The following is a 25,431-nucleotide window of genomic DNA, read 5'->3' on the forward strand; positions in this document are numbered from 1 at the left end:
AGTCAGCGTCAAGACTGCCAAAATGCTTTACAATCGGTCTCTTCTGTCCTTGGGGAGACTTTGGAGATGCGGTTTTCAGGGAAAGATCGATCGAAGACAATCCTTCTGGTCTTTGCCGTCTGCGGACTTGTTCTCGGGCTGGGCTTTCACTTTTCGGGTTACTCCTACGGTGCACGGCTGATCTGGGCTATCGCCACCCTGCCTGTACTGGCGACTTTGCTCGTCGAAATTCTCAGGAGTTTATGGCGAGGGGAGTTCGGGCTGGATATCGTCGCGGCGATGTCCATGTCGGCCGCTCTGGCATTTGGGGAAATGCTGGCGGCCTCGATTGTCGCGCTCATGTATACCGGCGGAGCTTTCCTTGAGAGCTTTGCCGAAGGGCGGGCACGCCGTGAGATGCATGCTTTGCTGTCCCGCGCGCCGCGAACCACAATGCGTTATATTGATGATCGTCTCGAGGAGGTTGCCGTTGACACGGTTCGTCCGGGCGACCGGCTCCTGATCCGTCAGGGAGATGTTATCCCCGTCGACGGGCGTATCGCTTCCAACAGGGCCTTCGTAAACACCTCGGCACTGACGGGAGAAGCACTTCCGATCTCGCTAGCCCAGGGAGCCGATGTGCTGAGCGGATCGGTCAATGCCGGCGATGCCTTCGATATCGTTGCCAGACACGAGGCGAAGGACAGCACCTATGCAGGCATCGTGCGCCTCGTGGAAGAGGCACAGGCTTCCAAAGCCCCAATGTCGAGACTGGCGGATCAGTGGTCTGTCGGTTTTCTAATCGTGACCGTTGTAATCGCCTTCGCAGCGTGGTGGTTCACGGGCGATCCGATAAGGTCGGTCGCCGTTCTCGTCGTTGCCACCCCATGCCCTCTCATCCTGGCGGTGCCCGTCGCTCTTGTTGCGGGGCTATCACGTTCCGCTCATTTCGGTGTGCTGGTGAAGGGTGCTGGTCCACTGGAGAATATGGCTCGCATCGTTACGCTGGTGCTGGACAAGACCGGAACGCTGACCGATGGCCGTCCGCAAATCACCTCGATCCACCTTCAGCCGGGTTTCAGTGAAGACGAGATATTGCGGCTCGCTGCTTCCCTTGACCAGGTGTCCAAACACCCGATGGCACAGGCGCTTGTACTGGCCGCTCAGGAACGCGGTATAGATCTTGTCTTGCCGACCGACGTTAGCGAACTGGCAGGGGACGGCGTGGCCGGCAGGGTCGATGGCAGAAGTGTCATCGTCGGCGGGCACAGCTTCGTTGCAAGACAAGCCGACGCAAAGCTGATCGAAATGCCGGGCACTGAAGCTGGAGCAGCGCTGGTGGCAGTCGCAATAGACGGCACTATTGCGGGCTATATAGTCATGGCCGATCCTTTGCGCGGCGATGTGGCCTCTACACTAAAAGGTTTACGCAAGGACGGTGTAAGGCGAATTGTGCTGGCGACGGGCGATCGCGCTGCGGTGGCCAGACGCATCACCAAAGGTTTGGGGCTCGATGCCATCTACTGCGAACTTTCACCCGATCAAAAGGTGCTGACCGTTCTCAGCGAGCGCAAGTATGGCCCCGTGATGATGGTCGGGGACGGCGTCAACGACGCACCCGCGCTCGCCGCGGCAGATGTCGGCGTTGCGATGGGTGCAAGGGGAGCGGCTGCCTCTGCCGAAGCAGCCGACATCGTTCTTCTCGTCGACAGAATAGGCAGGCTGCGGACCGGTATAGAGATCGCGAAGCGATCAAGGCGCATCGCCGTCGAAAGCGTCGTGGCAGGTATCGGCCTTTCGGTGATCGCCATGATTGCAGCAGCGTTCGGCTATCTGTCACCCGTTCAAGGTGCGTTGCTACAGGAGGTGATCGATGTCGCTGTCATTCTCAATGCGCTTCGAGCACTGAAAATCTCGCCAGCCATCGGCTGAAGAGCGTTGGAAACCGGATCGATGCGAAACGAAGTTCGATATTCTTTCCATATACGCCCTCGGTTCCGGCCGCGAATAATTCCACAAGAGGAAGCATCAGGCCGATACGGCCTGATGCATGTGGTTTCAACAATAATAAGGAAGCTTCACTCGAAATCTGCCGGCAGCACATCCGCGGGGATGTTCTGATAGCTGACGGGGCGCAGGAAGCGGCGGATGGACATGGTTCCAACGCTGGTTGCGCCGAAATTGGTGCTGGCCGGATAAGGCCCGCCATGCACCATCGAATCGACCACTTCCACGCCGGTCGGGAAACCGTTGGCCAGAACGCGTCCGGCCTTGCGTTCCAGAACCGGCAGAAGCTTGCGGGCTGCAGCGGCATCGTCCTTGTCCATATGCAATGTCGCCGTCAGCTGGCCTTCAAAACCCTTGGCCAGATGCACCATGTCGTCGACCGAATTGACACGGACCACAACCCCGAGCGGACCGAACACTTCCTCGCCGATCGTGTGATCGCCGAGGAAGGCGTCCCCCGTCGTCTCATAGAGATTGGGCGAGGCTTCGCAGCCCTTGCTTTCGGTGGTCAGCACTGGCTTGACGGAGTTGCGGCTGTCGAAATGCGCCTTGCCATCCTGATAGGCCTTGGCAATGCCATCGGTCAGCATGACCTGCGGCGCGACCTTTTCCAAAGCGTTGCGGGTGGACTGCACAAAGCTGTCGGCGTCCGATCCGTCGATAACCACGGCGATGCCTGGATTGGTGCAGAACTGACCGGCACCCATGGTCAAGGACGCGGCCCAGCCTTCGCCGAGCGATGGCGCGCGGGTCTTCATGGCTTCCGGCAGCAGGAACATCGGGTTGACCGAGCCAAGCTCGCCGAAGAAAGGAATCGGTTCCGGGCGCTGTGCGCAAAGATTGAACAGAGCGCGGCCACCGCCAAGCGAGCCGGTAAAGCCGACAGCCTTGATCAGCGGATGCGTGACCAGCGCTTCGCCGACCTTGCGGTCGCCACCCTGAATGAGGCTGAACACGCCCTTGGGCATGCCGGTCTTGATGATGGCGGCATGAATGGCCTCGGCAATGATCTCGCCGGTGCCGGGATGGGCGGAATGACCTTTCACGACGACCGGGCAGCCTGCGGCAAGGGCGGCTGCCGTGTCACCGCCAGCGGTGGAGAAAGCGAGGGGAAAATTGGATGCGCCGAAAACGGCAACCGGGCCAATCGGACGCTGCATCAGCCGGATTTCCGGGCGTGGCGCCGGCTTCCGGTCCGGCAGGGCCTCGTCAACGCGGCGATCCAGATAGTCACCCTTGCGGATATGGGTGGCAAAAAGTCGGAGCTGGCCGGTGGTGCGTCCACGCTCGCCTTCAAGTCGGCCCGCCGGCAGGCCGGTTTCCTGCGTGCCGATTTCGGTGATGGCGGCAGCGCGCGCTTCGATTTCGTCGGCGATGGCTTCAAGGAACTGAGCGCGCTCTTCGCGGCTTGTGTAACCATAAGTCCAGAAAGCATCTTCCGCCGCTTCGCAGGCCCGCGCCACAAGAGCAGGCGTACCGATCGCAAATTCATGCGATGGACCCGTCGCAGGTGTCGAGGCGAATGTCGCCTCCCCTGCCACCCATTCACCGGCGATCAGATGGCATCCGTGCGGCTTGAAAATCATTGTCATTTCCATTTCTGATGAATTAATGAAACCATAATATGTATTTGAAGATGATGGTCAATACGTCATACGACTTTCATATGCAGTCTTGTTCTGCATAATCAGAATTGCTACACGATTGAAGCACAACTAAGGAAAGTTTGCGGTGACGAACAAAGACAAGGACATATCCCGTTCAGCTGGAAATCTTGTCGCCAAAGTGAGTGAACAGCTGCGGCGATCCATACAGGCGGGAGAAATAACGCCCGGGACGAAGTTGCCGAGCGAAGCACGGCTTACTGAATCCTTTGGCGTCAGTCGCACGGTCATTCGCGAAGCAATCGCAGCCTTGCGGGCTGACCGGCTGGTGGAAGCAAGGCAAGGCGCGGGTGTCTTTGTGCTCGAGCCGCAGCCGCCGGAAGCAGTTCCCTTCCAAAACCTGGATTATGAGCGCGTGTCTTCCGTCATAGAACTCCTGGAACTGCGCACCGGCGTGGAAGTCGAGGCAGCGGGCCTTGCCGCCTTGCGTCGTTCGCCCCAACAGGAAGAAGCCATCATCAATTGTCACAGGCAGGTTCTGGCCTGCCTCGAATCCGGGCAATCCACGAGCGAGGCAGATTTTGCCCTGCATCTTGCCATTGCAGATGCCGCCAACAATCCCCGCTTCCGCGAGTTTCTGGCAATGATCGGCAGTGGCGTCATTCCCCGTGCAGCACTTCAGTCGGGCGCAGACACCAGTCCCGGTGATTATATCGCCCATTTGCATAGGGAACACGCGCAGATCATAGAGGCCATATTCAACGGTGATGAGAACGGTGCGCGCGATGCCATGCGCCGGCATTTGAAGGGCAGCCAGACCCGCTATCGGGCCATTCTGCAGAGAGCGCCATAACTTATAATATAAGTTGTTGACACTTATCATCTGAGTCGGGTAGGTCCTATGTGTAGTTTTCCAGAAGGGATCGACACATGGAACCGCAACTAATCAAACAGAAACTGGGCGCTGGCCTGCTCTCGTTTCCGGTCACGCATTTTGATGTGGAGGGGAATTTTGCGCCTGAAAGCTATAAGGCGCATGTCGAATGGCTTTCGGGTTTCGACGCGCCCGTGCTGTTTGCAGCAGGAGGTACGGGTGAGTTTTTCTCCTTGAGACCCGACGAAATTCCAGCAATCGTCTCAGCCGCCAAAGAGGCTGCGGGCGGCAGCAATACGGCCATCGTTTCTGGTTGCGGCTATGGCACCGAGCTAGCCATCGAGATTGCGAAATCAGCAGAAAAAGCCGGGGCTGACGGAATCCTGCTTCTGCCCCATTATCTGATCGATGCCCCGCAGGAAGGGCTCTATGAGCATGTCAGGCGCGTCTGTCAGTCAATCGGTATCGGCGTCATGGTCTATAACCGTGACAATTCGGTTCTTCAGGCTGACACGCTGGCCCGCCTTTGCGATGCCTGCCCTAACCTCGTCGGTTTCAAGGATGGCGTCGGCGACATCGGTCTGGTTCGCCAGATTACGGCAAAGATGGGCGACCGGCTGACCTATCTCGGCGGTATGCCAACGGCGGAACTCTTCGCCGAAGCTTATCTCGGCGCGGGCTTCACCACGTATTCCTCGGCGGTTTTCAACTTTGTTCCGGGCCTGGCGGTGGAATTCTACAAGGCGTTGCGAGCAGGCGAACGCGCAAGCTGCGAGCGCATCCTCAATGAGTTCTTCTACCCGTTTATGGCAATCCGCAGCCGCCGTAAGGGCTATGCTGTTGCCGCAGTCAAGGCCGGTGTTCGGTTGCAGGGCTTTGCTGCCGGTCCGGTTCGTGCTCCCCTTTCCGACCTGACCAGGGAAGAAGAAGGCATGCTTGAAGCTCTGATCGGCAATCATGCCCGCAAGCAGGCCGCCTGAAACCTTGACTTGAAGACAGAAGCCGCAGCTCTTGGCTGCGGCTTTTTGATGCCTCACATCAGGGAAGCGACCATTTCCCTGAGACGCGTGCAGGCTTTGACCAGTTCTGCTTCCGAAGCCGCAATCGACAGGCGGATGAAGCCGGGGGCTCCAAAGGCAATACCGGGCACACTGGAAACGCCAAATTCCTCAAGGAGATATTTCGCTACGTCCGTATCGGTTTGAAGAACATTGCCCGCACCGGTTTTGCGACCAAAAAGCCTTTCAACGCCGATGAAAGCGTAAAAGGCGCCGTCGGGCTTGAGGAAATCAATATCCGCAATCTGCGCCAGATGGCCGGTCACCAGATCGGCGCGGCGGCTGAAGATTTCTGCAGCCTGCGCAACAAAGGCCTGATCACCGTCGAGGGCTGCCTGTGCCGCCGCCTGCGCGATAGAGCATACGGAGGTCACGCTTTGCGATTGCATCTTGTTGATCGCGGCAACAAGTGCTTTGGGACCTGCGGCATAGCCGACGCGCCAGCCCGTCATGGCATAGGTTTTGGAGACACCGTTGACAATGAGCGTGCGTTCGCGAAGCTGCGGACATGCGGTCCCGAAAGAGATGAAAGGCACCTCACTCAACAGGACATGCTCATAGATTTCATCGGAGAGAATGAGAATGCGCTCGTGCTTTTCGAGAATATTGGCCAGTTGCGCATATTCATCTTCGCTATAAATGGCGCCTGTCGGATTGGATGGGGAATTGAGCATCAGCCAGCGGGATTTAGGCGTGATTACCGCTGCAAGCCGGCTCGCGGTCAGTTTGAAACCAGTGTCCGGTCCGCAAGGCACGAAGACCGGCTTGCCGCCATGCAACGCGACAATATCAGCATAGGATACCCAGCATGGCGTGGGGATGATCACTTCATCCCCTTCTTCCAGCGTTGCCAGAAACGTGTCGAACAATATCTGCTTGGCGCCGTTGGCCACGGTCAGTTCATCGATGCTGAATTCAAGCTGGTTGTCGCGGCTGAACTTGGCAATGATGGCCTTGCGAAGCGATTCCGTGCCAGCAGCAGCACCATAACGCACGCCGCCGGCTTTCACCGCCGCATGGACGGCATCCAGAACATGGGTGGGCGGTTCAAAATCAGGTTCACCCAGAGAAAGATCAACAATGTCCCGGCCCTCGGCGCGCAGTTTCCGGGCGGCCATGGAGATGGCCATGCTGGGGGACGCCTTGATGCCCGATGATCGGCGATTTTCATACTGCATGGGAATACTCTTTTATTGGTCAGATGAAAGAAGCCGCCCTCTTGGGGCGGCTTCCGATGACGTTCAGGACTATCCATTCACCACATAATCAAAATCCCGGTCGCGTTTGACGGCTTCCGCATCACGCTTGTCGTGGGGGCCATATCCGCCACCTCCGGGCAGCTGAAGGATGAGCCTGCGACCGGCAGGAACATGCTGGCGTCCCTTGGCGTTCAACACCGTGCCATCGTCGAGAAGGACCGCCCCAGCGGCTCCGTTCTCTCCCCCTTCGCGGCCGCGCGGTGGGTGCTTGATGCGGTCGAACATTGCGTTGAAGTAAATCTCGTGTCCTTCGGTTGGAGCGATTTCCACCACCTGACCGAGGCCACCGCGGAACTGACCGGCACCACCCGAACCATCGCGCAGTTCCTTGCGCCAGAAAATGACCGGCCCGACATGCTCGGTTGCTTCAATCGACATCGAATGCACGCCGCTTGGAAAGGCCGTGGCGTTCAACCCGTCCAGATGCGACCGCGCGCCGGTGCCCCCGCTGTTGAACAACAGCACTTCCGCACGGTGGCCGCCGTCCCTCGGCGCATCCTTGCCGGTGAGCGGACGTGCGCTGACATGCAGGTTCCAAAGCGCGCCGGAACCTTCGGCGGGCACTTTTCCCGGCAGCATCTTGTGGACGGCACCGAGCACCGCATCGGGTACCAGATGGCCCAACACGTGGCGCACTGAAACGGGAGCCGGACGCTGCGCATTCAGGATGCAGTCTTTCGGCGCTGTCACCTTGAACGGCAGCAATGAGGCATGGTTGTTGGGAATTTCCGGTGCGAGCGAGCATTTCAGGCCATAGCAGGCATAGGCGGCAGAATAGATCAACGGACAGTTGATGCCCTTGGGGCTCGGTGCCGATGTACCGGCGAAATCGGCAAGGATATGATCGGCATGCACGTCTATCCGCACGGCAATGTCGATTGGATCGCCGTAACCATCCACGCGCATCACGTTGGAATAGGTGCCGTGCGGCAGGCTGGCCAGGCGTTCCAGCGTTGCATCATAGCTGCGCTTGAAGATGAAATCGGCCAGTCCTTCCAGATCATCGAGCTGGAATTCATCCATCATGTCCATCAGGCGGCGATGACCGATTTCATTGCAGGCTGCGAGCGAGTAGACGTCGCCGACGACCTGATGGCTTTCGCGCACATTGTTTCGCAGTATATTGACGAGGTCCTTGTTGACCACACCGCGCTCGGCAAACTTCATGATCGGCACGAAAATGCCTTCTTCATAAACTTCGTTCGCATCCGGGCCGAAGCCGCGTCCGCCAACATCGACCACATGGGCCGTACAGGCAAAGAAGCCAGTCAACTCACCCTTGCGGAAGCTCGGCGACACGACCGTGAAGTCATGCAGATGGCCCGTGCCTTTCCATGGGTCGTTGGTGATATAGACATCGCCCTCGTAGATGTTTTCGCGACCTATATCGTTGATGAAGTGGCCGACAGCTTCCGCCATGGCATTGACGTGGCCGGGCGTACCGGTCACAGCCTGCGCGATCATGAGGCCTGCGCGGTTGAAGACACCTGCAGAAAGGTCGCCGGATTCACGCACGCTGGTGCTGAAGGCGGTACGGATCAGAGTGACGGCCTGTTCCTCGACAACGGAAATCAGGCGGTTCCACATGATCTGCATATGAACATCGGAAATGGGTTTCTTTGTCATGTGAGACGGCTCCTTGGAGCATTTCCAGCAAAAGCGTGAAACGGTTTTGCGTTGGATAATGCGATAAAACAAATAGTTAGAGCGGTTCCGGGGATTCTGTCAGAACAGGAACCGCTCTAGGCAGCCTTGGCGCGTAGCAGCAGGCATCCATCGGCCTGCATGATCGCTTCGCGGCTGGAGGTTACAACGGTCGAGGTTTCGCGTTCCGTGATGATGGCGGGGCCGGCAATCCACTCGCCCGGCTTCATGGTTTCGCGCTCGACGATCGAGGCTTCCAGGAAGCGTTCTTCGAGAACGTCGAACACCTGACGCGTGGCGGATATGGCGGCTTGCTCCTGTTTCTGGACCGGCTTTGCGGGGGTCGAGGCAGCAGCGTCTGCGCTTGCGCGCAAGGACCAGCTGACGATCTCGACATCGAGATCATCGATCACGCGACCGAAGAACCGCTCGTAGCATTCGTCAAAAAGCGTGCGGAACAGTACCGCATCCGCATCGCTGTAATCGCGGACTTCAATCGTAACCGGCACTTCCCAGCCTTGTCCGGCATAGCGCATGTAAGCGGTGCATTCGAGCGTCGGGTCGGCGTCAGGCGCGCCTGATCGAACGAAGGAGGTTGCTTCCTCCACCAGTTCCTTGATGACCGCATTGATGGCCTTGCCTTCAAAGCGGCTAAGGCGGCTGTATGCACTTCGTACCGATTCAAAGCCGAAGGGCGCACGCAGGAAACCGATGGCCGAACCAACACCGGCTCCGGGGGGAATGAGAAGATCGGTCACGCCGAGTTTTTCACACAGGCGCGCTGCGTGAACTGGAGCGGCACCGCCGAAGGCGATCATGGTGAATTCCGACAGTTCCTTGCCGTTTTCAACCGCATGCATGCGTGCGGCGTTGCTCATGTTCTCATCTACCACTTCGCTCAGACCATAGGCGGAAGTGGCAATGTCGGAACCAAGCTTGGAGCCGATATCGGCATCCATGGCTTTTTCCGATGCGGAGCGTGAGAGTTGCATCGTGCCGCCCGCAAATGTATCGGGGTCGAGGCGGCCCAGAATGACATCGGCGTCCGTAACGGTTGGATGGGTGCCGCCGCGATCATAGCAGGCAGGGCCGGGTTCCGATCCCGCACTATGCGGTCCGACGCGGATCTGACGCATGGAATCGACCGTTGCAATCGAGCCCCCGCCCGCACCGATCTCCACCATTTCGATCACCGGAATGGAGATCGGCATGCCGCTTCCCTTCTTGAAGCGATAGGTACGCGCCACTTCAAAGGTTTTGGAGGTTTTGGGCATCTGCTGCTCAATGAGGCAGATTTTTGCGGTCGTGCCGCCCATATCATAGGAGACGACCTGATCGAGCTTGTGATTGGCGGCAATGTGGGCCGCGAAGATCGCGCCACCGGCAGGGCCGGATTCAAGCAGGCGAACAGGAAATTCGATGGCGCTTTCAATGCTGATGATACCGCCGCCCGAATGAATCATGAAGACAGGCGCAACAAGGCCCTCTTCGCGAAGACGACCGACAAGACGGTTGAGATAAGATGCCATCAGCGGCTTGACGTAGGCATTGGCGCAGACAGTGTTGAAACGCTGGAATTCGCGCATCTGCGGCGAGACTTCGGAGGAAATCGATACGGAAAGACCGGGCTTTCTGGCGAGAAGACGTTCGCGGAAACGGCGCTCATGCTCACCATTGAGATAGGAATGGATGAAACCGACGGCCACACTTTCGTAGCCTTCCGCGATGATGCGGTCGCAAAGCGCATCGACTTCCTTTTCATCGAGCGGCTTCAAAACCTCGCCACGGGCGCCGATGCGTTCGTTAACAACCAGCCGGTCGTTACGCGCAACAAGCGGCGCCGGCAGCACGATATCGAGATCATATTGCTCGAAACGGCTTTCCGTGCGCATTTCAATCACATCGCGAAAGCCCCTGGTTGTCACCAGTGCGGTTTTCGCACCGCGTCGCTCAATCAGTGCATTGGTGGCAAGCGTCGTTCCGTGAATGACAGTGTCGATCTGATCAAGCTTCACTCCAGCTTTTTCAGCCACTTCCCGAATGCCTTTGATGATGGCATTTTCGGGAAATGCATAATCCGTCAGCACCTTGGTTGAATGGAGGGTGGAACCCACTTCCATTGCCACGTCGGTGAAGGTTCCGCCGATATCGACACCCACCCTGATCAGTTTGCCATCTATCGTCATTTTCTGCTTAACTCCCAGAAAGATATCCCGGAAAGGGACGAGTACGTTGTGTGCTGTCACGGCTTGGTTCAGGCACGTGTTTACCGGTTCCCGCAAAAGGCCTTGCGGGTTCATGTCATTGGATACTGGAGACTTTGGATGTTCCGGTGCGTTTCACCCGCACCGGGGAACCTTATGTGCTGGCGTTATTGCTTGCCGGTGAAATCCACCCCTTCAAGCGTGGTTGGCAGCTTTGGACGGTCGACGCCGATCCACTTCTTGTAGAGCGTATCCAGCGAACCATCTGCATTGTGGCGCGTCACGAAATCATTGAGAAAATCGAGCATGGCCTGATCGCCCTTGCGCACTGCCATGGCCTGGATATTGTCCGCTGCCTTGTATTTGCGAACATAATTGTCACCATTACCTGTGCTCTCGATCACAAGGCCGTAGGTGAGACTTCCGAGGATCGCATCAACCTGGCCCGACAGAAGCGCCTGCACGGTGGCGGCGTCGTCGTCAAAGCCCTTGATTTTGGTGCCCGCGGGGGCTGCCTTCTTGAGGATCGGCTCGAAAGCGCTGCCGCGATTGACACCGATCGTGTATTTGGCGAGATCCTCGTTGCTATTGATTTCGGCATCCTTTTTACCCCAGACCGTGATGTCATTGGCCGAATAGGGAAGCACGAACTGGATAACCTTTGCGCGTTCGGGCGTGATCGTCATCGAGGGCACAAGAAAATCGACCATGCCGTTGGTCAGCAGCGGAATGCGGTTCTGCCCTGTCACACGCTCGAACTTGACCTCCACTCCCAGTTCCTCGGCAATAAGATTGGCCACATCGATGTCAAAGCCGCCATTCTTGCCATTCTCATCGATGAAGCCCCATGGAAACTGATCCATCTGCACGCCGATGACGGCCACGCCCTTAGCCTTGATTTCCTCCGGGCTTGCCGCTTCAGCCGCACCAATGGACAAGGCCGATGCGACGAGGCTGGTTGCAAGGCTGAGTGCGATCGCGGAACTCTTGAAAACTGCATTGATCATGTTCTTACCTCTGGCTTGTTTTATCGTTGACTAGCGTGTGGTGTTCAGCCGCTTTTCGATCCGGGCGCTGTAGTAAGTGAGTGGCACACAGATGATGAAATAGATGAGCCCCACGGTGCCGTAGACCTTCATCGGCTCGAAAGTGATGTTGGCCATCAACTGTCCTGAACGGGTGAGTTCAGTCAGTCCGAGCAGTGCTGCCAGCGCCGTTCCCTTGATTAGATTGACCAGAAAGCCGATCGTCGCCGGAAGGCCAATGCGAAAGGCTTGCGGCAGCACGACATCCTTCATGCGATGGAAATAACCGATACCGAGCGCACGGGCAGCCTCATCCTGTCCGGTGGAAACAGCCTGGATGCTGCCGCGCCAGATTTCTCCCAGAAAAGCACTGGCATGCAGCGACAGGCCGATGATCAGGGCCACCCAGATGTCGACCCGGATACCCAGAATGGGCAGGCCGAAATAAACGAAGAACAGCTGGATCAGCAGCGGTGTACCCTGAAAAATCTGGATATAGGTCGCCATCAGATAGCGCAGCCATCTTTTCGCGGATGTGCGACCCAGTGCTACGACCAGCCCGCCCAGCCCCCCGAAAGTGAAGGCAAGGAGGGAGAGAATGACGGTCCATTTGGCACCGTCGAGAATGAAGAGAAATTCGGAGAAACCAAAACTGCGGATCATCTTGGGACCTCACTTCGACGGGTAGGAAAAATAGGTCCTGCCGATGATTTGCAGAACGATCGAGAAGAATTGCGACAAGGCCAGGTAGATGACGCCGAGCACGAAATAGATTTCAAAGCTGCGGAAGGTTTCCGAATCTATCATCTGTCCGACATAGGTCAGTTCTTCCGCGGAGATCGACGCGACAAGGCTTGAATTGAGCATCATCAGGATGAACTGGCTGCAAAGCGCGGGATATACAGCGCGTATGGCCGGGCGGAAGATGATGAAACGGTAGATGTCGAAGGTATGAAGCCCGAGCGCCTTGCCAGCTTCGATTTGACCCGCCTTGATCGATTCCACGCCGCCGCGCACGATTTCTGCCGCATATGCCGCGCAATTGAGCGTCATGGCGAGAATGGCCGCCTGTTCAGCGGAAAGTGTCACGCCCAGCGAAGGCATGCCGAAAAAGATGAAGAACAATTGCACCAGAAACGGTGTGTTGCGGATCAGTTCGATATAGCCGAAGGCCGTGAGCGAAATCACCCGCACCGAACTCATCCGCATCAGCATGAAGACGATGCCCAGCGCGAGGCCGAGGACCATGGAAATGGATGAAATCTTCAGCGTCTGGATCGCACCGTTGAGGAGCGCGGGCCAGGCTGCCAGGACCGGTCCCATGTCGAATGTGTATTGCATCAAATTATTCTCCCGCTCGCGGCCGTTTCCCCTTTGTTTTTTAGTGGTTCAGAATCTGGCCTAGAAACGCCTTGGCGCGCTCATGTCTCGGATTGCCGAAGAATTCGGCTGGCGGCGCGCTTTCGATGATTTCGCCGCGATCCATGAAGATGACGCGATGAGCGACCGCGCGGGCAAAGCCCATTTCATGGGTCACACAGATCATGGTGATACCGTCGTCAGCGAGACTGATCATTGTGTCCAGCACTTCCTTGACCATTTCAGGATCGAGCGCGGAAGTCGGCTCATCGAAAAGCATGATCTTCGGGCCCATGCAGAGTGCCCGCGCAATGGCGACGCGTTGCTGCTGACCGCCGGAGAGTTGTGCCGGGTATTTTTCGGCCTGCTCGGCGATATGAACGCGCTTCAGGAAATGCATCGCCTTTTCCCGGGCTTCGGGAAGCGAGTTCTTGTGCACGCGGCGCGGCGCCAGCATGCAGTTTTCCAGCACTGTCATGTGCGGAAACAAGTTGAACTGCTGGAATACCATGCCGACATCGCGGCGAATATGATCGACATTGGCGCCGGTATGACCCAGACGGGTGCCATTTACATCGATGATACCGTCCTGAATTTCTTCCAGATAATTGATGCAGCGGATCAGTGTCGACTTGCCCGATCCGGATGGACCGCACAGCACGATATGCTCACCGCGGTCGACCTCCAGATTGATATCCTTGAGAACATGGAGCTGGCCATACCATTTGTTGACCCCATTCATCGTGATGGCTTTGTCAGACATCTCATTCTCGCTTCGTCTATATTTGCAAAAGGAAGTTGGCGCTTAAGGCTGGACTTCAAAGATGGCGTCGACCTCGACGGCAAAACCGCGCGGCAGGGAACCTGCGCCAAGGGCTGTGCGGGCATGATGCCCCTTCTCCCCAAGCACCGCGATCAGAAGATCGGAAGCACCATCGATCACTGCCGGATGATCCTTGAAATCAGGCACGGCGTTCACAAAGCCCCGCAGTTGCAGACAGGCGGAAATGCGATCGAGATCGCCATCGAGGGCGGCCGCCGCCCGCGCCAGCAGATTGAGCGCACAGACGCGCGCTGCCTGGTAAGCTTCCTCGACATTCATGGTGCTGCCAACCAATCCCAGATAGCAGTCAACACCATCGACACGCGGCACCTGACCAGAGATATACAACGTATGACCACTCAGCCTGTATGGTACATAGGCGCCACTCGGCGCCCCCACTTCAGGCAGGATAAGACCCAGTTCCTTCAGTCTGGCTGAAACCAGTCCCATTCTGTTTCCCCTTATTCTCGCCGGAACGCACATATGACCGGAGGGCGCATACGTCCGTTCAAAACCATTTTGAGAGCACGTGTCCCCATCACCCGGTCCATGAGGCTGGAGGATTGGGCCCTCGCACTTGGTGCCAACGCGCGGTTCCGACCGACAACCTCAGAGTTTCGTCAAGTGATATTATGACTTGGCCCTTTGTTATGATGATAGGTTTGCTAAAATATTATCACTTGTCAAGATGGATATTTTTGGGAACGGCATGATGCGAAGCTAGCGGCGAAATTGCCATTTAACATAGGACTTACAATAGTTTAACAGCACTCGACCGTGCTATACGCATATTATCCGTCAAAAAAATCATGGTGAAAATTTGCGCCCGATGACCCTCATCGCCGAAAATTAGTAATACCATTCTGCGAGAGAGAGGTTACATCCAGGGGCACAATTCAGTGTCTTAACCCGATAAGATAATATCTCTATATGAGTGATATTATCTTGTAATTGTGTTCAGGCCATCGTATCAATGACGAACAACCTGATCGGCCAACTGGAACTGACGGACATTGAAGACGCTTACCGCACGGACGATTGATAATCTTAGGGCCTTCATTCGCGATGGGGATTTTAAAACCGGGGACAAGCTGCCTACGCTGGTGGAGCTTGGCGAGACGCTTGGCGTGAGCCGTACTGTCATCCGTGAAGCCATTGCAGAACTTCGCTCTGATGGCCTGCTGGAAGTGAAGCACGGCGTCGGGGTTTTCATCCGCGATTTCGAAAGGCTGCGTTTTTCAGGCGACGATGTTTCGCCGCTTGAACCTTTGGCACGGTTGTCGCTGCCCTTCATGGATCTGCTGGAATTGCGCATGGCCTTTGAGGTTCATGCTGCGGGATTGGCCGCGCAGCGGCGCTCCTGGGCGCAGGAGGCCAATATGTGGGAAGCGCTCAAAAAATTCGAGGCATCCGTGGACGACGAGGCCGCGCTCGATGAGTTGGATTACATCTTTCACCGTTCGATTGCCGAGGCGACGAACAATCAGGCCTTTATCGAGTTTTTCAGCGTCATGAGCCTGAAGATACTCCCGCAGCCCGCATTTTCGAGCGATCTCAATCCTTCGTTGATTACACCCGACTATATCCGCAATAGCGTGACTGAACATCGTGCGATCTGCGAAGCGATCAGTGCCGGGAATGCGGGGGCCGCGCGGGAGGCGATGCAGGCGCACCTCGCCCGCAGCCACCAGCGCTATCGCGGTTTCAACGGCAGCATAGGCTCCCCTCTCAGCAATGTGACAGAGCTTTGAACCCGACCGGCTACGGTTTGGACTTGGGACTTGTGAATTTCTGTCAGGTCAGATCGATCGCCGCAATCTATGCTGCATTTCCTCTATCCGATCATGCGCTCGTTGCATGAAGCCGAACTCCATCTACCGCCAAGTTAATGTCCTTGGCGGTAGAAGCAGTGCTGAATAAACTTAGAACTTTACGCTAAGCCGGGCCTTGCCCGCGTTTTGATTGAAGCTCGAACCATACTGACCTGTATATTCAAGACCCAGCGTCGTTTGATTGCCGAGATCAATATCAAAGCCAGCCTTGATAATCGCGGTGTCCTTCGCAATTGGCGCACCGGCCACGTCAAATACCGTTCCGGCATCGAATGAGGCTGCTGTCGTCGGAATGGTATCGCCATAGGCGTGCTGCCAGCCAGCCGTACCGCTAAGCCGGGCATTCATGCTGCCGAATACGACTGGGGCAGAAGCACGAAGACCAATTGTGGTAAACGTGGTTGTCGTCGTTTCTTTTCCAATCCGGAGCGCGGAATTCCCGCCATGTTCATCGAACCGCCCGGTTTGCAGGCGCACCACCGCAACATTTGCAAATGGCTCAATCGCCGTTCCGTTCACATCAAAACGATGCGAGAGTTCGCCGAATGCCTGAAAGGTGTCTGCGCTGTAATCGGCATCAAGACTTTCTGAAAAGCCGGGGAAAGCGACAAGCCGATCGGTTTCGATCTTGTGCCAGCTATAGGCAAGACCTGCCTTGAGCGTGGTCGCGCTCCACTGGGTGCCGCCATAGATTCCCAGATGATAGTTGTCGCTGTGGCCAGACGAGTTGCGATCATTCACATCGAAACTGGTGCGGCTATAGCCCGCCAGAGCGCCCAGCCTCCAATTCTCGACGATTTCCGCGTCATAGCCTGCAACAAAGCCGCCGGTTGATTGCTTCAGCTTGCCAGCATTTCCATCCGCCCCGGTTTCACTCCATTGGCCAAGTGCCTGCCCCCAGATCGCGGCGCGCGGTGCCGAAACCTGCGATGCAGCCATGTCTGTTGCGACGGATGATGAGGCAGCACTCTGCCCACTACCGCCAAACGCCGCGTCTACGCGTTCCATGACGGCATTGCGAATGATCGAGCTGTCATTGATGATCGCAGTTCGCGTCGAAGCATGGATTTCCCCCGAAAGCGCGTCGAATGCGCGACGCGCATCCTCTTCACTGTCCTGCATGACAACCGTATCGTAGACGGCATTACCAGCACCAAGACGCTCGACGGCCACGGCCACCGATTTCTGATTGCCTGTCTTTGCCGTAGCAGCGAAGTCGACGTCGTTGCGTGCGATGTTTAGGTAGACTGCGTTGGGATCATAGGCCAGGCCAAGATCGACGAAAGGCATGTTCTGGCTCAACTCGCCGAACGTACCCAGAATGCCGCCTTCAGCACTTAAAATGGTGTAGCTCTTGCCGGGCATATAGGTAACGGCGGCTTTTTCTATATAGACCTTCGCGCCACCAAGCGTCGCCGTTCCGCTCACATCGATGCGGTCGCTTTTACCGGAAGCATCAATTTCCGCGACGTAAGTGGCTCCCGCATCAAAGGCCAGATTGCCATTGACCTTCAGCGTGCCGATAGAATTGCCCGGTGCGATGATACTGCCAGCGCCGGCATAAAGGCCTCCGACTGAACCTGCGCCAGCCAGATAGGCGCCGTTTTCAACGCTGGCTGTGCCGACAAGGAATGCACCTGAATGGGATGCATCGCCAATGACCAGCCCACCTTCTTTTACAGTCGTGCCGCCGGTATAGGTGTTGGCACCATTCAGGACCAGAACACCAGTGCCGGACTTCGTGAGACTGCCAGTACCATCAATATTGCCGTCGAAACGGGTATTGGCGGACTGGTCTACGGTCAGAGCTGCCGAGCCAAGGCTCAATGTCCCGCCCTCGCCCATCAGCGACGACATGCTCACATTGAAATTGTTGAGATCGAGCTTGCCCCCATTCACCGAGAAGGCCGTATTGTCGACGAACGCCCCGTCCACGCCAGCCTGAAGCACTCCTCCTTCCACCAAGGTTCCGCCCGTATAGCTGTTTGCCTGGCCCAGAACGAGCGTACCGGCTCCGCGCTTGAGCAGCGCGCCCTCCCCGGTGGCTTGCTGCAGCAGCGTCACGCGGTTGTCTGCATCCGCGATGTCGATCCATCCAAGTCCCTCAAGGGACACGGTGCGGTCCAGCGTTTTCATGTCGCTGCCCGTTATACGCAAACCGCCATCGATGAGACGCAGCCGAGCATCGGCATTGCCAAGAGCCGCATCTTCGCTGACGAGGATCGTCCCGCCGTCGGTGACAGCCGTTTCACCGATAAAGGAATGATCGTCGATGCAATAGTCTTTGATGGCCTGCTGGAAGCGCGCATCCGTGCTGTCGCAGTTCAGCAATGTCTTCTTTTCGTCAAGCGTCAGATCGGTCAGAATCGGTTTGCCATTGGCATCCGAAATCTGGCCCAGATAAAGATCCCTGCGTTGATTGTTTCGGGTTAGAACAAATTCCTTGTTCTTTTCCGCGAAGCCGTAAGCATTGGCGCCCAAACGAGACGCGTCTTGCTCGTTTCATTTTCCGAGTAAGTCTGGAGCTGCGGGCCAACCCATCGAAAATCATGCGCAACGGGTTCATGGTCGGAGATTGCTTCCGGCTGGCGGCCCGGCCGGGTGACTTTTACGTCCTTGATCACTCCCGTGTAGGGATCATTGGGATCATCCACAATCTCATACCATTTTCCGAATGGCCGCGAGACGAGGAAATGATCGATCTTGGCACGATCCCAGCTCGCCCAGGTATTGGTTGCGTCTTCGCCTGCCGAGGGCCATGTGGTGCTGCCATCGTTGAGATCATGCGGCTTGAAGTCTTCGCGGACCGCCTCCGTCTGGAGCAGCATGTACTGCTTCTTGAGCACATTCATCGTAACCGGCGTGTTGTTGGCAACCGCATAGGTTTCGTCTTGCAGCCCGACATTCTTCCCGGCCTTGTAGGCGGCGGAAAGAGCGTCGCCCCATTGCTTCCACGACAGGGTGTCGATGTCCTGTCCGACATATGCTTCCTGAATGACCGAACGCATCGTCTGCTGATCGGCGTTAAGAACATATTGCCGCGTCAGATCGCGATAAAAGGTGTTGCCGTCAGATTGCTGCATCAGTCTGATCTGCGCATCGATGTGATGAAGGCCGCGCTCGGAAACATCCCCCGCATTGAAGTCGCCCATGACCATGATCGGCTGGATGGCTCCTTTTGCCCATGTGTTGAGGGCTTTGGCTTCATTCACGCGACCGGTCGATCCATCTGCATAATCGAGATGAACCGTGCCGATGAGTGTCTGCGGACGGGAGCCCTGGGCGTCCAGCTGAGTATAGCTGACATAGCGACCTTGCGTATTTCCGCCCAGATTGATCGTGCCGAATTTGCCCGGCAAACGGGAGATGATACCGACATCGCCGACCTGCACATTACCGTAAGTGCCGCGACCCGCAGTTTGAAGGAAATCCGGTATGCGCGTAACATAGGTACTACCGTTGACTTCCTGCATCCCGAGCACGTCGAAATTGGCGGCTGCCATAAAGTCCGCTGTCAATTCCGGGTTCTGTTTGAACTTGTTCCAGATATTGAGCGTCATGACGCGAATGTCATAGCTATCGGCTGCGCGCGCCGGAGCGGCAGCAATTCCTGCGACTGCGACACCGCATAAAAGCTGCGCAGTCAAAGCCAAAAGTTTTCCGTTGCGTTTGGTCGTCCCCGTTACCATCCCTCGGTCCTTTTCCTGGAAGATGCTTCCATTTCATCAATGTGACAGCCGGATTGATCATCCAACTTCAATCGATGCTGAAATGACAGAGTTCAATGTCACTTTTATTACATTTTACTCCCGACCGGGTTGCGAGGACTCCAAAACATGCGGTCCTTAATAGTAAATGTCATTAATATTACATTTTTATTCGCTAATCGATTCACCCAGATATTGCTATTTTAACCCCACGATTTCCTCGCCTCATTCAACCTGGAAATGAGAGATGGATCTGAGTGATCAGGCGCATAAGGACATAACGACAACCATGAGCGAACTTTCCGGTCCCGGTGGCAAGAAGAAGGAAATCCGGCAGCAGGCATTGTTGCAATGGATTGAAAACAGCCATTATGTTTCTCTTGAAGAGATCGCAGAACGCTTCCATGTCACCACCCAGACGGCGCGGCGCGACATTGCGGACCTGGAGCATCGGGGCAAAGTCCGGAAACTGCATGGCGGTGTGTCGCAACTGACGCCGCTCGATCCTGTGACCTACCGTCAGCGCAGACATGATCGGGCCGACGAGAAGGTGCGAATTGCCGAAGCTGTCGTCGCGCTCATTCCCGATGGCGCCACCGTTTTCCTCGATACCGGCACAACATGCGAAGCGATTGCCAATGCGCTCGTCAGCAGGGAGCGGCTGCACCTCGTCACGTACAGCTTGCGATCCGCCGCCATCATCAGCGAGAAGACGGATTTCACGCTCGCTGTTCCCGGCGGCTTCGTGCGCCCTATCGATGGGGGAATGTTTCAGGAAGACACACCGGAATTCATTCGGCGTTTCAAGTTCGACTATGCAATCATTTCGGTGAGCGGCATCGATGATGACGGCGATCTGTGCGATGACGACCATACCGAAGTCGCCGTCGTTTCCGCAGCGCTTGGACAAGCGGCACACAAATTGCTCGCCGTCGACAGCTCAAAGTTTGGCAAGCGCGCCATGGTGAAGCTTGGTTCGGTTCGCGACGTCACCGCCCTTGTAACGAATGAAATGCCAGCCCCGATTTTGGCCGGCATACTCGAGGAAGCCAACATCCCTGTCATTCTCTCGTGACCAGCGTACCGGTTGGGCACTTAAGCACGGGATGAGTTTTGGTTCGGCCGACAATCGCGTTGTCGGCCAGATAGGCCTGTTGCTGCGCTCACCCTGGTCCGCAGGGCATCGGTCTACACCGGATTAATTCCAGCAAACGCCCGTAAATGACCAAGGTGCTCGGGCACCCTCACCGAGCCTCAACCAATTTCCAGCCATTGCCGGAAGGATCGCGGAAACTCGCATCAACGCTGCCGAAGCGGCTGATCGGTTCCTGAGTGAATTCGACGCCTTTTGCCGCGAATGCCTCATGCGTGGCGTGGCAGTCCTTGACCACCATCACCAGCGGCGGCATGGCGCCCTTCGCGACGACCTCGTCAAGCAGTCGCGCCGTCGTCTCATCTACAGTGGGCGGCTGGGGCCGGAACAGCCCAAGCTGGAAGTGAGGCTGGTCCGGGTGCTGCACCGTCAGCCAGCGGTAGTCTCCGTTCTTGACGTCGGTGTGAATGGCAAACCCAAGTTTGCCTACATAGAAATCAATGGCCTCATCCTGGTCACGCACGTAAATGCCCGCCACCCCTACTCCCTGGTCCATCACTGCTCTCCTGTTGTCATGGGTTCTGTGTATCAGCCTTATCTTGGCGCCGCTTCTCCGAAACTGCTATTGTGAGGTCCGGGCGATACGCTGCACTGACAAAGCAATGTGGCACGTGCTCCAGCCTGTGCGAACCCGCCCGCTCGCGGGCACGAAGGTCGGAGGGGTTTTCACCCGTGATATCGCGAAAAACGCGCCCGAACGTTCCGAGGCTTGCCCAACCTGTGATAAACGCGATTTCGATCACCGGCTTGTCGGTGTCACGCAGTAATGCCTTTGCGCGCTCGATGCGCCGCGAGAGGAGATAACGGTGCGGCGGCACGCCAAATGCGATCTTGAACGCGCGGGCGAAATGAGCCTCCGAGACACCGCTCACCTGCGCCAACCGACGCACCGGCCAGGGCTCATGCGAGGCGGCATCCAGTCTGTCTTTGGCCCTGAGCAGGCGGCGCAACAGGGCCGGGTCTTGTCGCGATCTGCTATTGCTCATCATTCCAGGATTTGCCGGATAGGCTGACGTTGAATATCGGATGTCATAGGCCGTTTCGAAGTTGTTTGCGTTGTCTGCTGCCAAAGAACGTCAGAATTCCTCTTCAGCGGAGACTTGTCTATCGCAAATTATCGAAACCGGCCGATCTATATCCGGATACTATTGTCTACTCCCGGGGGCGCCATTCAAAAACAGGAATGGCAGCAATCAGCCGCCAGCTCCCGGTTCCATGAGAACTCCGCTGCTGCCGGGTGATGCGCAGCCGCCATTGCTGGCCGTGGCTGCGCATCATGATCGCTATTTCGCGCCAAACTGTTCGATCAGTTCTTCCAGACCGACATGGCCCTGAAAGGCTCCGTTGCCCGGCGAGGACTCGCCCCTTTCCAGCGCCATTGCATGGATGACAGCGGGATCGGCTTCGATACGGCTTCTCACGGCGGCAAGCTTCGGCCAGCGTGCGGCGTCTGCTACCTGGTGAAAGTCCAGCCAGCGGGCAACTCCAACCAGCAGGGCGTCCGCCAGCGTCGGACGGTCGGCGACCAGAAAACGCGTGTCCCCGATCATTTCTTCAAGCCGGTCGTGCCGCTCGATGACGCGTTCGCTGCCCCATCGGGTCAGCGCCGATTTCATCGCAGGGTCAGGCGACTGCATTTCCATCGCGGCCCAGAGCGGGCCGAACATGCCGGTAAAGCCGGTGTTGATGAACCCCATCAATTGATGCATCCGGTCAGCCTCGCGCGACAGCGGATCGAAGCTGATCCGCCGCTCGGTGTCCCGCGCCTCCAACCAGGCGGCGATAGCCATGTTTTCGGTCACGACCCGCCCCTCATCCGTGACGAAGGCAGGCGTCTCGACCCGGCGGTTGATCCGCTTGTAAGCAGGCTCCCGCATCTCGGTCAGCATGTCGACCCGGCACAGCCTGTAAGGCTTGCCCAGCCATTCGAGAGCTGCGACAAGTCCCATGGAGCTTCCGGCCGGGAAGCCATATATAAGGATCGGTTCCATGTTTGGTGTTCTCCGTGATGTCTTCTGATCACGCTGCGCAGCGAAGCCGGACCATAAAACATCGCTCCGCCAAGTAAATTACGCACCTTTTTGTAACCAGGAGCTGCCGATGAAAGACCTTGTTTCCCGATGCCCGATCGAAGAAGTCATGCAGGTCCTGAGCGGCCGCTGGCCGACCCTGCTCATTTATTATCTTCAGGAAGGGACAAAACGGTTCAGCGATCTTCGCCGGGATAATCCCACCATCTCGCACAAGATGCTCACACTGGAACTGCGCAAGCTCGAAGAGGCCGGCATTGTCCGGCGCACCGAATTCGGCGGTTATCCGCTTCGGGTCGAGTACGACCTGACGCCAGCGGGCGAAAGACTGGTGCCGCTCATCGATGCCCTCGGCGACTGGTGGGAAAACACGGACGAGAATAAAGCAAGCGACGTGAATGAAGGCAGCGAAGCAGGCGGAACCCACTCAGTTCACCACCTTTGAACAATCTGCCTCGGAGCGGAAAAGGATTCCGGCGGTTTCGCTTTGCGACAATATGGGTGAACCGCTCGCGGAATTGTCCGGTTCAAGGTTCGCCACCCTGTAAACAATCAGGCTTGTCGCACAGTTGGCAGAGTTCTTCAGAGGCTTACCAGCGCATGAAAAAGCGCACCTCGGAGGCCTCATGTCCCGTTCTATATCCCGCTGAAAATTATCGCCTTTTGAAGCCGTATTAAACCTAAAACCTCATTAGGTTTTGTTCGAGCGACGGTCGCAAGGGGGTTTTCGTTGGGGATTGTGGGATGGCGCTGGGCGCTCAATCTTCAGAGGTCAACAGGGCCTGACTGGTATTTCCCAAGCTAGCCTGATTTGGTTAAGAAATCCACCCCCTGAAAGCACGAAGCGGGACAAGCAGTAAGGGTGAAACCATTCGCTCCCCTCTTCCGGAGAAGGGCGCGTGGCCCGAGGGGCAGAGCTTCACAGGAGTGGGCCGGGTTCATAATCCGGCGCATCTGCTGAACAAGGCCCCCTCACCTTCCGCGCAACGCAGCCTCACCGTTCTGGCTCGATCGGAGGAACTGCACAGGGGTTATTGTTCATTATTGGATTTCTGTCCTTCGTTTTCCGACGCTGGCCGCAGCAGCCTCGACAATATCGGATGCAGCTATCTTCGCGGCCAGTCGACAAGCGGACTATCCCATCTACGACGGAGAATGAAGATGGTGTCGACCAGTGGAGACGCCACGGCCTCCCCTCGGCCTCAGGCGACCTTAACACGCGTCTTTTGACACGCCGAAATTGGCAGTTCCTCCAGCCTCTTCTTATCATTTCGGTTTCGCAATGATCACGGTGCCGGAACGTAGCAGAGAATCGGGCGCACAAGCTTCGTCCCCTATAAAGCGATGTCACTCCGGTGTGGAAACAGGACTCTTCTTGATTGAAATTACATGCGGGTTCAGGGTTCCGGTTTATAGACCGCCGTCTAAAACCGATAAAAGGTTATAAAAACAAAAGGATAGCAGAAGCGGCAGCGAATCGATAAAATTTCGCTTAATTTTAATGTCGGCGCTAACCCTTTGTTAATTCGGCTGCCCCTTGCGATAGAATAAGAATCGGACATAATGACGGTATTTAGGCGGTATCAGTTCCAATGCCGTCACTAGGGACACCAAGCAAATGAATATCGCAAATCCGGCAGCAGCCTTGTCGTTTGACGACATGATACTATCGCAAGGGCGCGAGATTTCTCGCAAGCTAAATCTGCTGCGTCACGAAAACTTTCCGCCGGATGCGCGCAAGAACATGCTGCGCCAGTTTTCGATGGCCGAGGCTGCCTATTTCCTCGGTGTCTCTCCCAGCAATCTCAAGAAATTACATCTTGAAGGCAAGGGTGTCGAGCCGACCATTCTGACAGGTGGCCGCCGCGCCTATAGTGTCGAGCAGATTCAGGAACTGCGCCAGTGGCTCGACCAGAACGGCCGCGCCGAAGTGAAGCGCTACGTTCCGCATCGTCGCGGCAATGAAAAGCTTCAGGTCATCGGCGTCGTCAACTTCAAGGGCGGTTCGGGCAAGACGACGACGGCTGCGCATCTGGCGCAGCATATGGCGCTGACCGGCCATCGTGTGCTGGCCATTGATCTCGATCCGCAGGCTTCGCTCTCCGCCCTGCACGGTATCCAGCCGGAACTCGATGAGTTTCCGTCGCTTTATGAAGCCATTCGTTACGACTCCGAAAGGAAGCCCATCCGCGAGGTTATCCGGCGGACGAACTTCCCCGGCCTCGACATTATTCCCGCCATGCTCGAGTTGCAGGAATATGAATATGACACGCCGCTCGCCATGCAGAATGGCGGCGAGGGCAAGACATTCTGGAACCGCATCGCGCAGGCTCTCGCCGATGTCGACAGCGACTATGACGTCGTGGTCATCGATTGCCCTCCCCAGCTCGGCTATCTGACGCTGACGGCGCTTTCCGCAGCGACTTCGGTGCTGATTACCGTTCATCCGCAAATGCTGGACCTCATGTCCATGTCGCAGTTCCTGCTGATGCTCGGCGATATTCTGAAGACGGTCCGTCAGGCCGGCGGCGCGGTGCAGCTCGACTGGTTCCGATATCTGATCACGCGTTACGAACCGACCGATGTGCCGCAGGCGCAGATGGTCGGCTTCATGCAAAGCATGCTCGCCTCGCATATGCTCAAGCACCAGATGTTGAAATCGACGGCTATCTCCGATGCCGGGCTTACCAAGCAGACGCTTTACGAGGTTGAGCGTTCGTCGATGAATCGCGGCACCTATGATCGCGCCATGGAAGCCATGGAAGCGGTCAATTCGGAAATTCGCGGCCTCGTTCATGAGGCATGGGGGCGTTAGACTGCCGTCTAAAGCGGCGAATATTTAATAAAATCAGGTCTCTGACCGGTTTGAGGAT

Annotated in this window: 21 protein-coding genes; 7 read left to right on the top strand and 14 right to left on the bottom strand. The window is 56.8% G+C overall.

The window, feature by feature from the left end; genetic code table 11:
• Window positions 1-66 precede the first annotated feature (66 nt).
• Window positions 67-1,911, top strand: a complete 1,845-nt coding sequence (locus ABWW28_RS19915; RefSeq protein ID WP_113342422.1) for a heavy metal translocating P-type ATPase — start codon at window positions 67-69, stop codon at window positions 1,909-1,911.
• A gap of 146 nt (window positions 1,912-2,057) precedes the next feature.
• Here the strand turns inward: ABWW28_RS19915 and ABWW28_RS19920 are convergent, their stop codons facing one another.
• Window positions 2,058-3,572, bottom strand: a complete 1,515-nt coding sequence (locus ABWW28_RS19920; protein ID WP_113342421.1) for an aldehyde dehydrogenase (NADP(+)) — start codon at window positions 3,570-3,572, stop codon at window positions 2,058-2,060.
• 145 nt (window positions 3,573-3,717) lie between these two features.
• Here ABWW28_RS19920 and ABWW28_RS19925 point away from each other — a divergent pair, with 145 nt between their 5' ends.
• Both ABWW28_RS19925 and kdgD read left to right on the top strand, forming a co-directional pair.
• Window positions 3,718-4,443, top strand: a complete 726-nt coding sequence (locus ABWW28_RS19925; protein WP_112670792.1) for a FadR/GntR family transcriptional regulator — start codon at window positions 3,718-3,720, stop codon at window positions 4,441-4,443.
• Window positions 4,444-4,520: 77 nt separating this feature from the next.
• Entirely contained in the window at window positions 4,521-5,444 is a 924-nt protein-coding gene (gene kdgD / locus ABWW28_RS19930; RefSeq protein WP_021588320.1) for a 5-dehydro-4-deoxyglucarate dehydratase, read from the top strand.
• Window positions 5,445-5,497: 53 nt separating this feature from the next.
• Here the strand turns inward: kdgD and ABWW28_RS19935 are convergent, their stop codons facing one another.
• From ABWW28_RS19935 to ABWW28_RS19970, 8 genes are all read right to left on the bottom strand, one after another.
• On the bottom strand, window positions 5,498-6,700 hold the full coding sequence (locus ABWW28_RS19935; RefSeq protein WP_113342420.1) for a pyridoxal phosphate-dependent aminotransferase: 1,203 nt from the start codon (window positions 6,698-6,700) through the stop codon (window positions 5,498-5,500).
• A gap of 69 nt (window positions 6,701-6,769) precedes the next feature.
• On the bottom strand, window positions 6,770-8,407 hold the full coding sequence (locus tag ABWW28_RS19940) for a hydantoinase B/oxoprolinase family protein (protein ID WP_112584929.1): 1,638 nt from the start codon (window positions 8,405-8,407) through the stop codon (window positions 6,770-6,772).
• Between the two features lie 116 nt (window positions 8,408-8,523).
• The gene (locus tag ABWW28_RS19945; RefSeq protein ID WP_113342419.1) at window positions 8,524-10,611 is read right to left on the bottom strand and encodes a hydantoinase/oxoprolinase family protein; all 2,088 of its coding nucleotides are present in this window, start codon (window positions 10,609-10,611) and stop codon (window positions 8,524-8,526) included.
• A gap of 185 nt (window positions 10,612-10,796) precedes the next feature.
• Window positions 10,797-11,636 (bottom strand): transporter substrate-binding domain-containing protein, encoded by an 840-nt coding sequence (locus ABWW28_RS19950; RefSeq protein WP_113342418.1) that lies wholly within the window; start codon window positions 11,634-11,636, stop codon window positions 10,797-10,799.
• Window positions 11,637-11,666: 30 nt separating this feature from the next.
• Window positions 11,667-12,317, bottom strand: a complete 651-nt coding sequence (locus ABWW28_RS19955; RefSeq protein WP_113342417.1) for an amino acid ABC transporter permease — start codon at window positions 12,315-12,317, stop codon at window positions 11,667-11,669.
• Between the two features lie 9 nt (window positions 12,318-12,326).
• Window positions 12,327-12,995, bottom strand: a complete 669-nt coding sequence (locus tag ABWW28_RS19960; RefSeq protein WP_006470770.1) for an amino acid ABC transporter permease — start codon at window positions 12,993-12,995, stop codon at window positions 12,327-12,329.
• A 40-nt stretch (window positions 12,996-13,035) separates the two neighbouring features.
• A complete protein-coding gene (locus ABWW28_RS19965) occupies window positions 13,036-13,776 on the bottom strand; it encodes an amino acid ABC transporter ATP-binding protein (RefSeq protein ID WP_006469603.1) in 741 nt (246 codons plus the stop codon).
• 42 nt (window positions 13,777-13,818) lie between these two features.
• Complete coding sequence (locus ABWW28_RS19970; RefSeq protein WP_039853397.1) at window positions 13,819-14,286, bottom strand: RidA family protein; 468 nt, start codon at window positions 14,284-14,286, stop codon at window positions 13,819-13,821.
• Window positions 14,287-14,849: 563 nt separating this feature from the next.
• Here ABWW28_RS19970 and ABWW28_RS19975 point away from each other — a divergent pair.
• Window positions 14,850-15,587, top strand: coding sequence for a FadR/GntR family transcriptional regulator (locus ABWW28_RS19975; RefSeq protein WP_113342416.1), 738 nt, complete (start codon window positions 14,850-14,852; stop codon window positions 15,585-15,587).
• Between the two features lie 171 nt (window positions 15,588-15,758).
• Here the strand turns inward: ABWW28_RS19975 and ABWW28_RS19980 are convergent, their stop codons facing one another.
• On the bottom strand, window positions 15,759-18,149 hold the full coding sequence (locus ABWW28_RS19980; RefSeq protein ID WP_353391846.1) for an autotransporter family protein: 2,391 nt from the start codon (window positions 18,147-18,149) through the stop codon (window positions 15,759-15,761).
• Window positions 18,098-19,321: an endonuclease/exonuclease/phosphatase family protein gene (locus tag ABWW28_RS19985; RefSeq protein ID WP_353391848.1), complete on the bottom strand. Its 1,224-nt coding sequence runs from the start codon at window positions 19,319-19,321 to the stop codon at window positions 18,098-18,100. The genes ABWW28_RS19980 and ABWW28_RS19985 overlap by 52 nt, the downstream gene beginning before the upstream one ends.
• 301 nt (window positions 19,322-19,622) lie before the next feature.
• Between ABWW28_RS19985 and ABWW28_RS19990 the strand changes: the two genes are divergently transcribed.
• Complete coding sequence (locus tag ABWW28_RS19990; protein ID WP_113342414.1) at window positions 19,623-20,450, top strand: DeoR/GlpR family DNA-binding transcription regulator; 828 nt, start codon at window positions 19,623-19,625, stop codon at window positions 20,448-20,450.
• Between the two features lie 169 nt (window positions 20,451-20,619).
• On the opposite strand, the gene ABWW28_RS19995 is transcribed toward ABWW28_RS19990, so the two are convergent.
• From ABWW28_RS19995 to ABWW28_RS20005, 3 genes are all read right to left on the bottom strand, one after another.
• A complete protein-coding gene (locus ABWW28_RS19995) occupies window positions 20,620-21,024 on the bottom strand; it encodes a VOC family protein (RefSeq protein WP_353391850.1) in 405 nt (134 codons plus the stop codon).
• A 16-nt stretch (window positions 21,025-21,040) separates the two neighbouring features.
• A complete protein-coding gene (locus tag ABWW28_RS20000; RefSeq protein WP_113342439.1) occupies window positions 21,041-21,517 on the bottom strand; it encodes a helix-turn-helix transcriptional regulator in 477 nt (158 codons plus the stop codon).
• Window positions 21,518-21,811: 294 nt separating this feature from the next.
• Window positions 21,812-22,519, bottom strand: a complete 708-nt coding sequence (locus ABWW28_RS20005; protein WP_113342412.1) for a glutathione S-transferase family protein — start codon at window positions 22,517-22,519, stop codon at window positions 21,812-21,814.
• A 109-nt stretch (window positions 22,520-22,628) separates the two neighbouring features.
• Between ABWW28_RS20005 and ABWW28_RS20010 the strand changes: the two genes are divergently transcribed.
• Both ABWW28_RS20010 and repA read left to right on the top strand, forming a co-directional pair.
• Window positions 22,629-23,003, top strand: coding sequence for a winged helix-turn-helix transcriptional regulator (locus tag ABWW28_RS20010; protein ID WP_113342411.1), 375 nt, complete (start codon window positions 22,629-22,631; stop codon window positions 23,001-23,003).
• Between the two features lie 1,173 nt (window positions 23,004-24,176).
• Window positions 24,177-25,373: a plasmid partitioning protein RepA gene (gene repA, locus ABWW28_RS20015; protein WP_021588304.1), complete on the top strand. Its 1,197-nt coding sequence runs from the start codon at window positions 24,177-24,179 to the stop codon at window positions 25,371-25,373.
• Window positions 25,374-25,431: the final 58 nt, after the last annotated feature.

Origin of the sequence: Brucella sp. NBRC 14130, from assembly GCF_040371715.1 — a bacterium.
Lineage (GTDB): Bacteria > Pseudomonadota > Alphaproteobacteria > Rhizobiales > Rhizobiaceae > Brucella > Brucella intermedia.

Coding starts and splice junctions, on each gene's coding strand:
- ABWW28_RS20010 (WP_113342411.1), top strand. CDS start 22,629: ATGAAAGACCTTGTTTCCCGATGCCCGATCGAAGAAGTCATGCAGGTC.
- ABWW28_RS19955 (WP_113342417.1), bottom strand. CDS start 12,317: ATGATCCGCAGTTTTGGTTTCTCCGAATTTCTCTTCATTCTCGACGGT.
- ABWW28_RS19995 (WP_353391850.1), bottom strand. CDS start 21,024: ATGGACCAGGGAGTAGGGGTGGCGGGCATTTACGTGCGTGACCAGGAT.
- ABWW28_RS20005 (WP_113342412.1), bottom strand. CDS start 22,519: ATGGAACCGATCCTTATATATGGCTTCCCGGCCGGAAGCTCCATGGGA.
- repA (WP_021588304.1), top strand. CDS start 24,177: ATGAATATCGCAAATCCGGCAGCAGCCTTGTCGTTTGACGACATGATA.
- ABWW28_RS19950 (WP_113342418.1), bottom strand. CDS start 11,636: ATGATCAATGCAGTTTTCAAGAGTTCCGCGATCGCACTCAGCCTTGCA.
- kdgD (WP_021588320.1), top strand. CDS start 4,521: ATGGAACCGCAACTAATCAAACAGAAACTGGGCGCTGGCCTGCTCTCG.
- ABWW28_RS19935 (WP_113342420.1), bottom strand. CDS start 6,700: ATGCAGTATGAAAATCGCCGATCATCGGGCATCAAGGCGTCCCCCAGC.
- ABWW28_RS19940 (WP_112584929.1), bottom strand. CDS start 8,407: ATGACAAAGAAACCCATTTCCGATGTTCATATGCAGATCATGTGGAAC.
- ABWW28_RS20000 (WP_113342439.1), bottom strand. CDS start 21,517: ATGATGAGCAATAGCAGATCGCGACAAGACCCGGCCCTGTTGCGCCGC.
- ABWW28_RS19915 (WP_113342422.1), top strand. CDS start 67: ATGCGGTTTTCAGGGAAAGATCGATCGAAGACAATCCTTCTGGTCTTT.
- ABWW28_RS19970 (WP_039853397.1), bottom strand. CDS start 14,286: ATGGGACTGGTTTCAGCCAGACTGAAGGAACTGGGTCTTATCCTGCCT.
- ABWW28_RS19965 (WP_006469603.1), bottom strand. CDS start 13,776: ATGTCTGACAAAGCCATCACGATGAATGGGGTCAACAAATGGTATGGC.
- ABWW28_RS19990 (WP_113342414.1), top strand. CDS start 19,623: ATGGATCTGAGTGATCAGGCGCATAAGGACATAACGACAACCATGAGC.
- ABWW28_RS19920 (WP_113342421.1), bottom strand. CDS start 3,572: ATGATTTTCAAGCCGCACGGATGCCATCTGATCGCCGGTGAATGGGTG.
- ABWW28_RS19960 (WP_006470770.1), bottom strand. CDS start 12,995: ATGCAATACACATTCGACATGGGACCGGTCCTGGCAGCCTGGCCCGCG.
- ABWW28_RS19945 (WP_113342419.1), bottom strand. CDS start 10,611: ATGACGATAGATGGCAAACTGATCAGGGTGGGTGTCGATATCGGCGGA.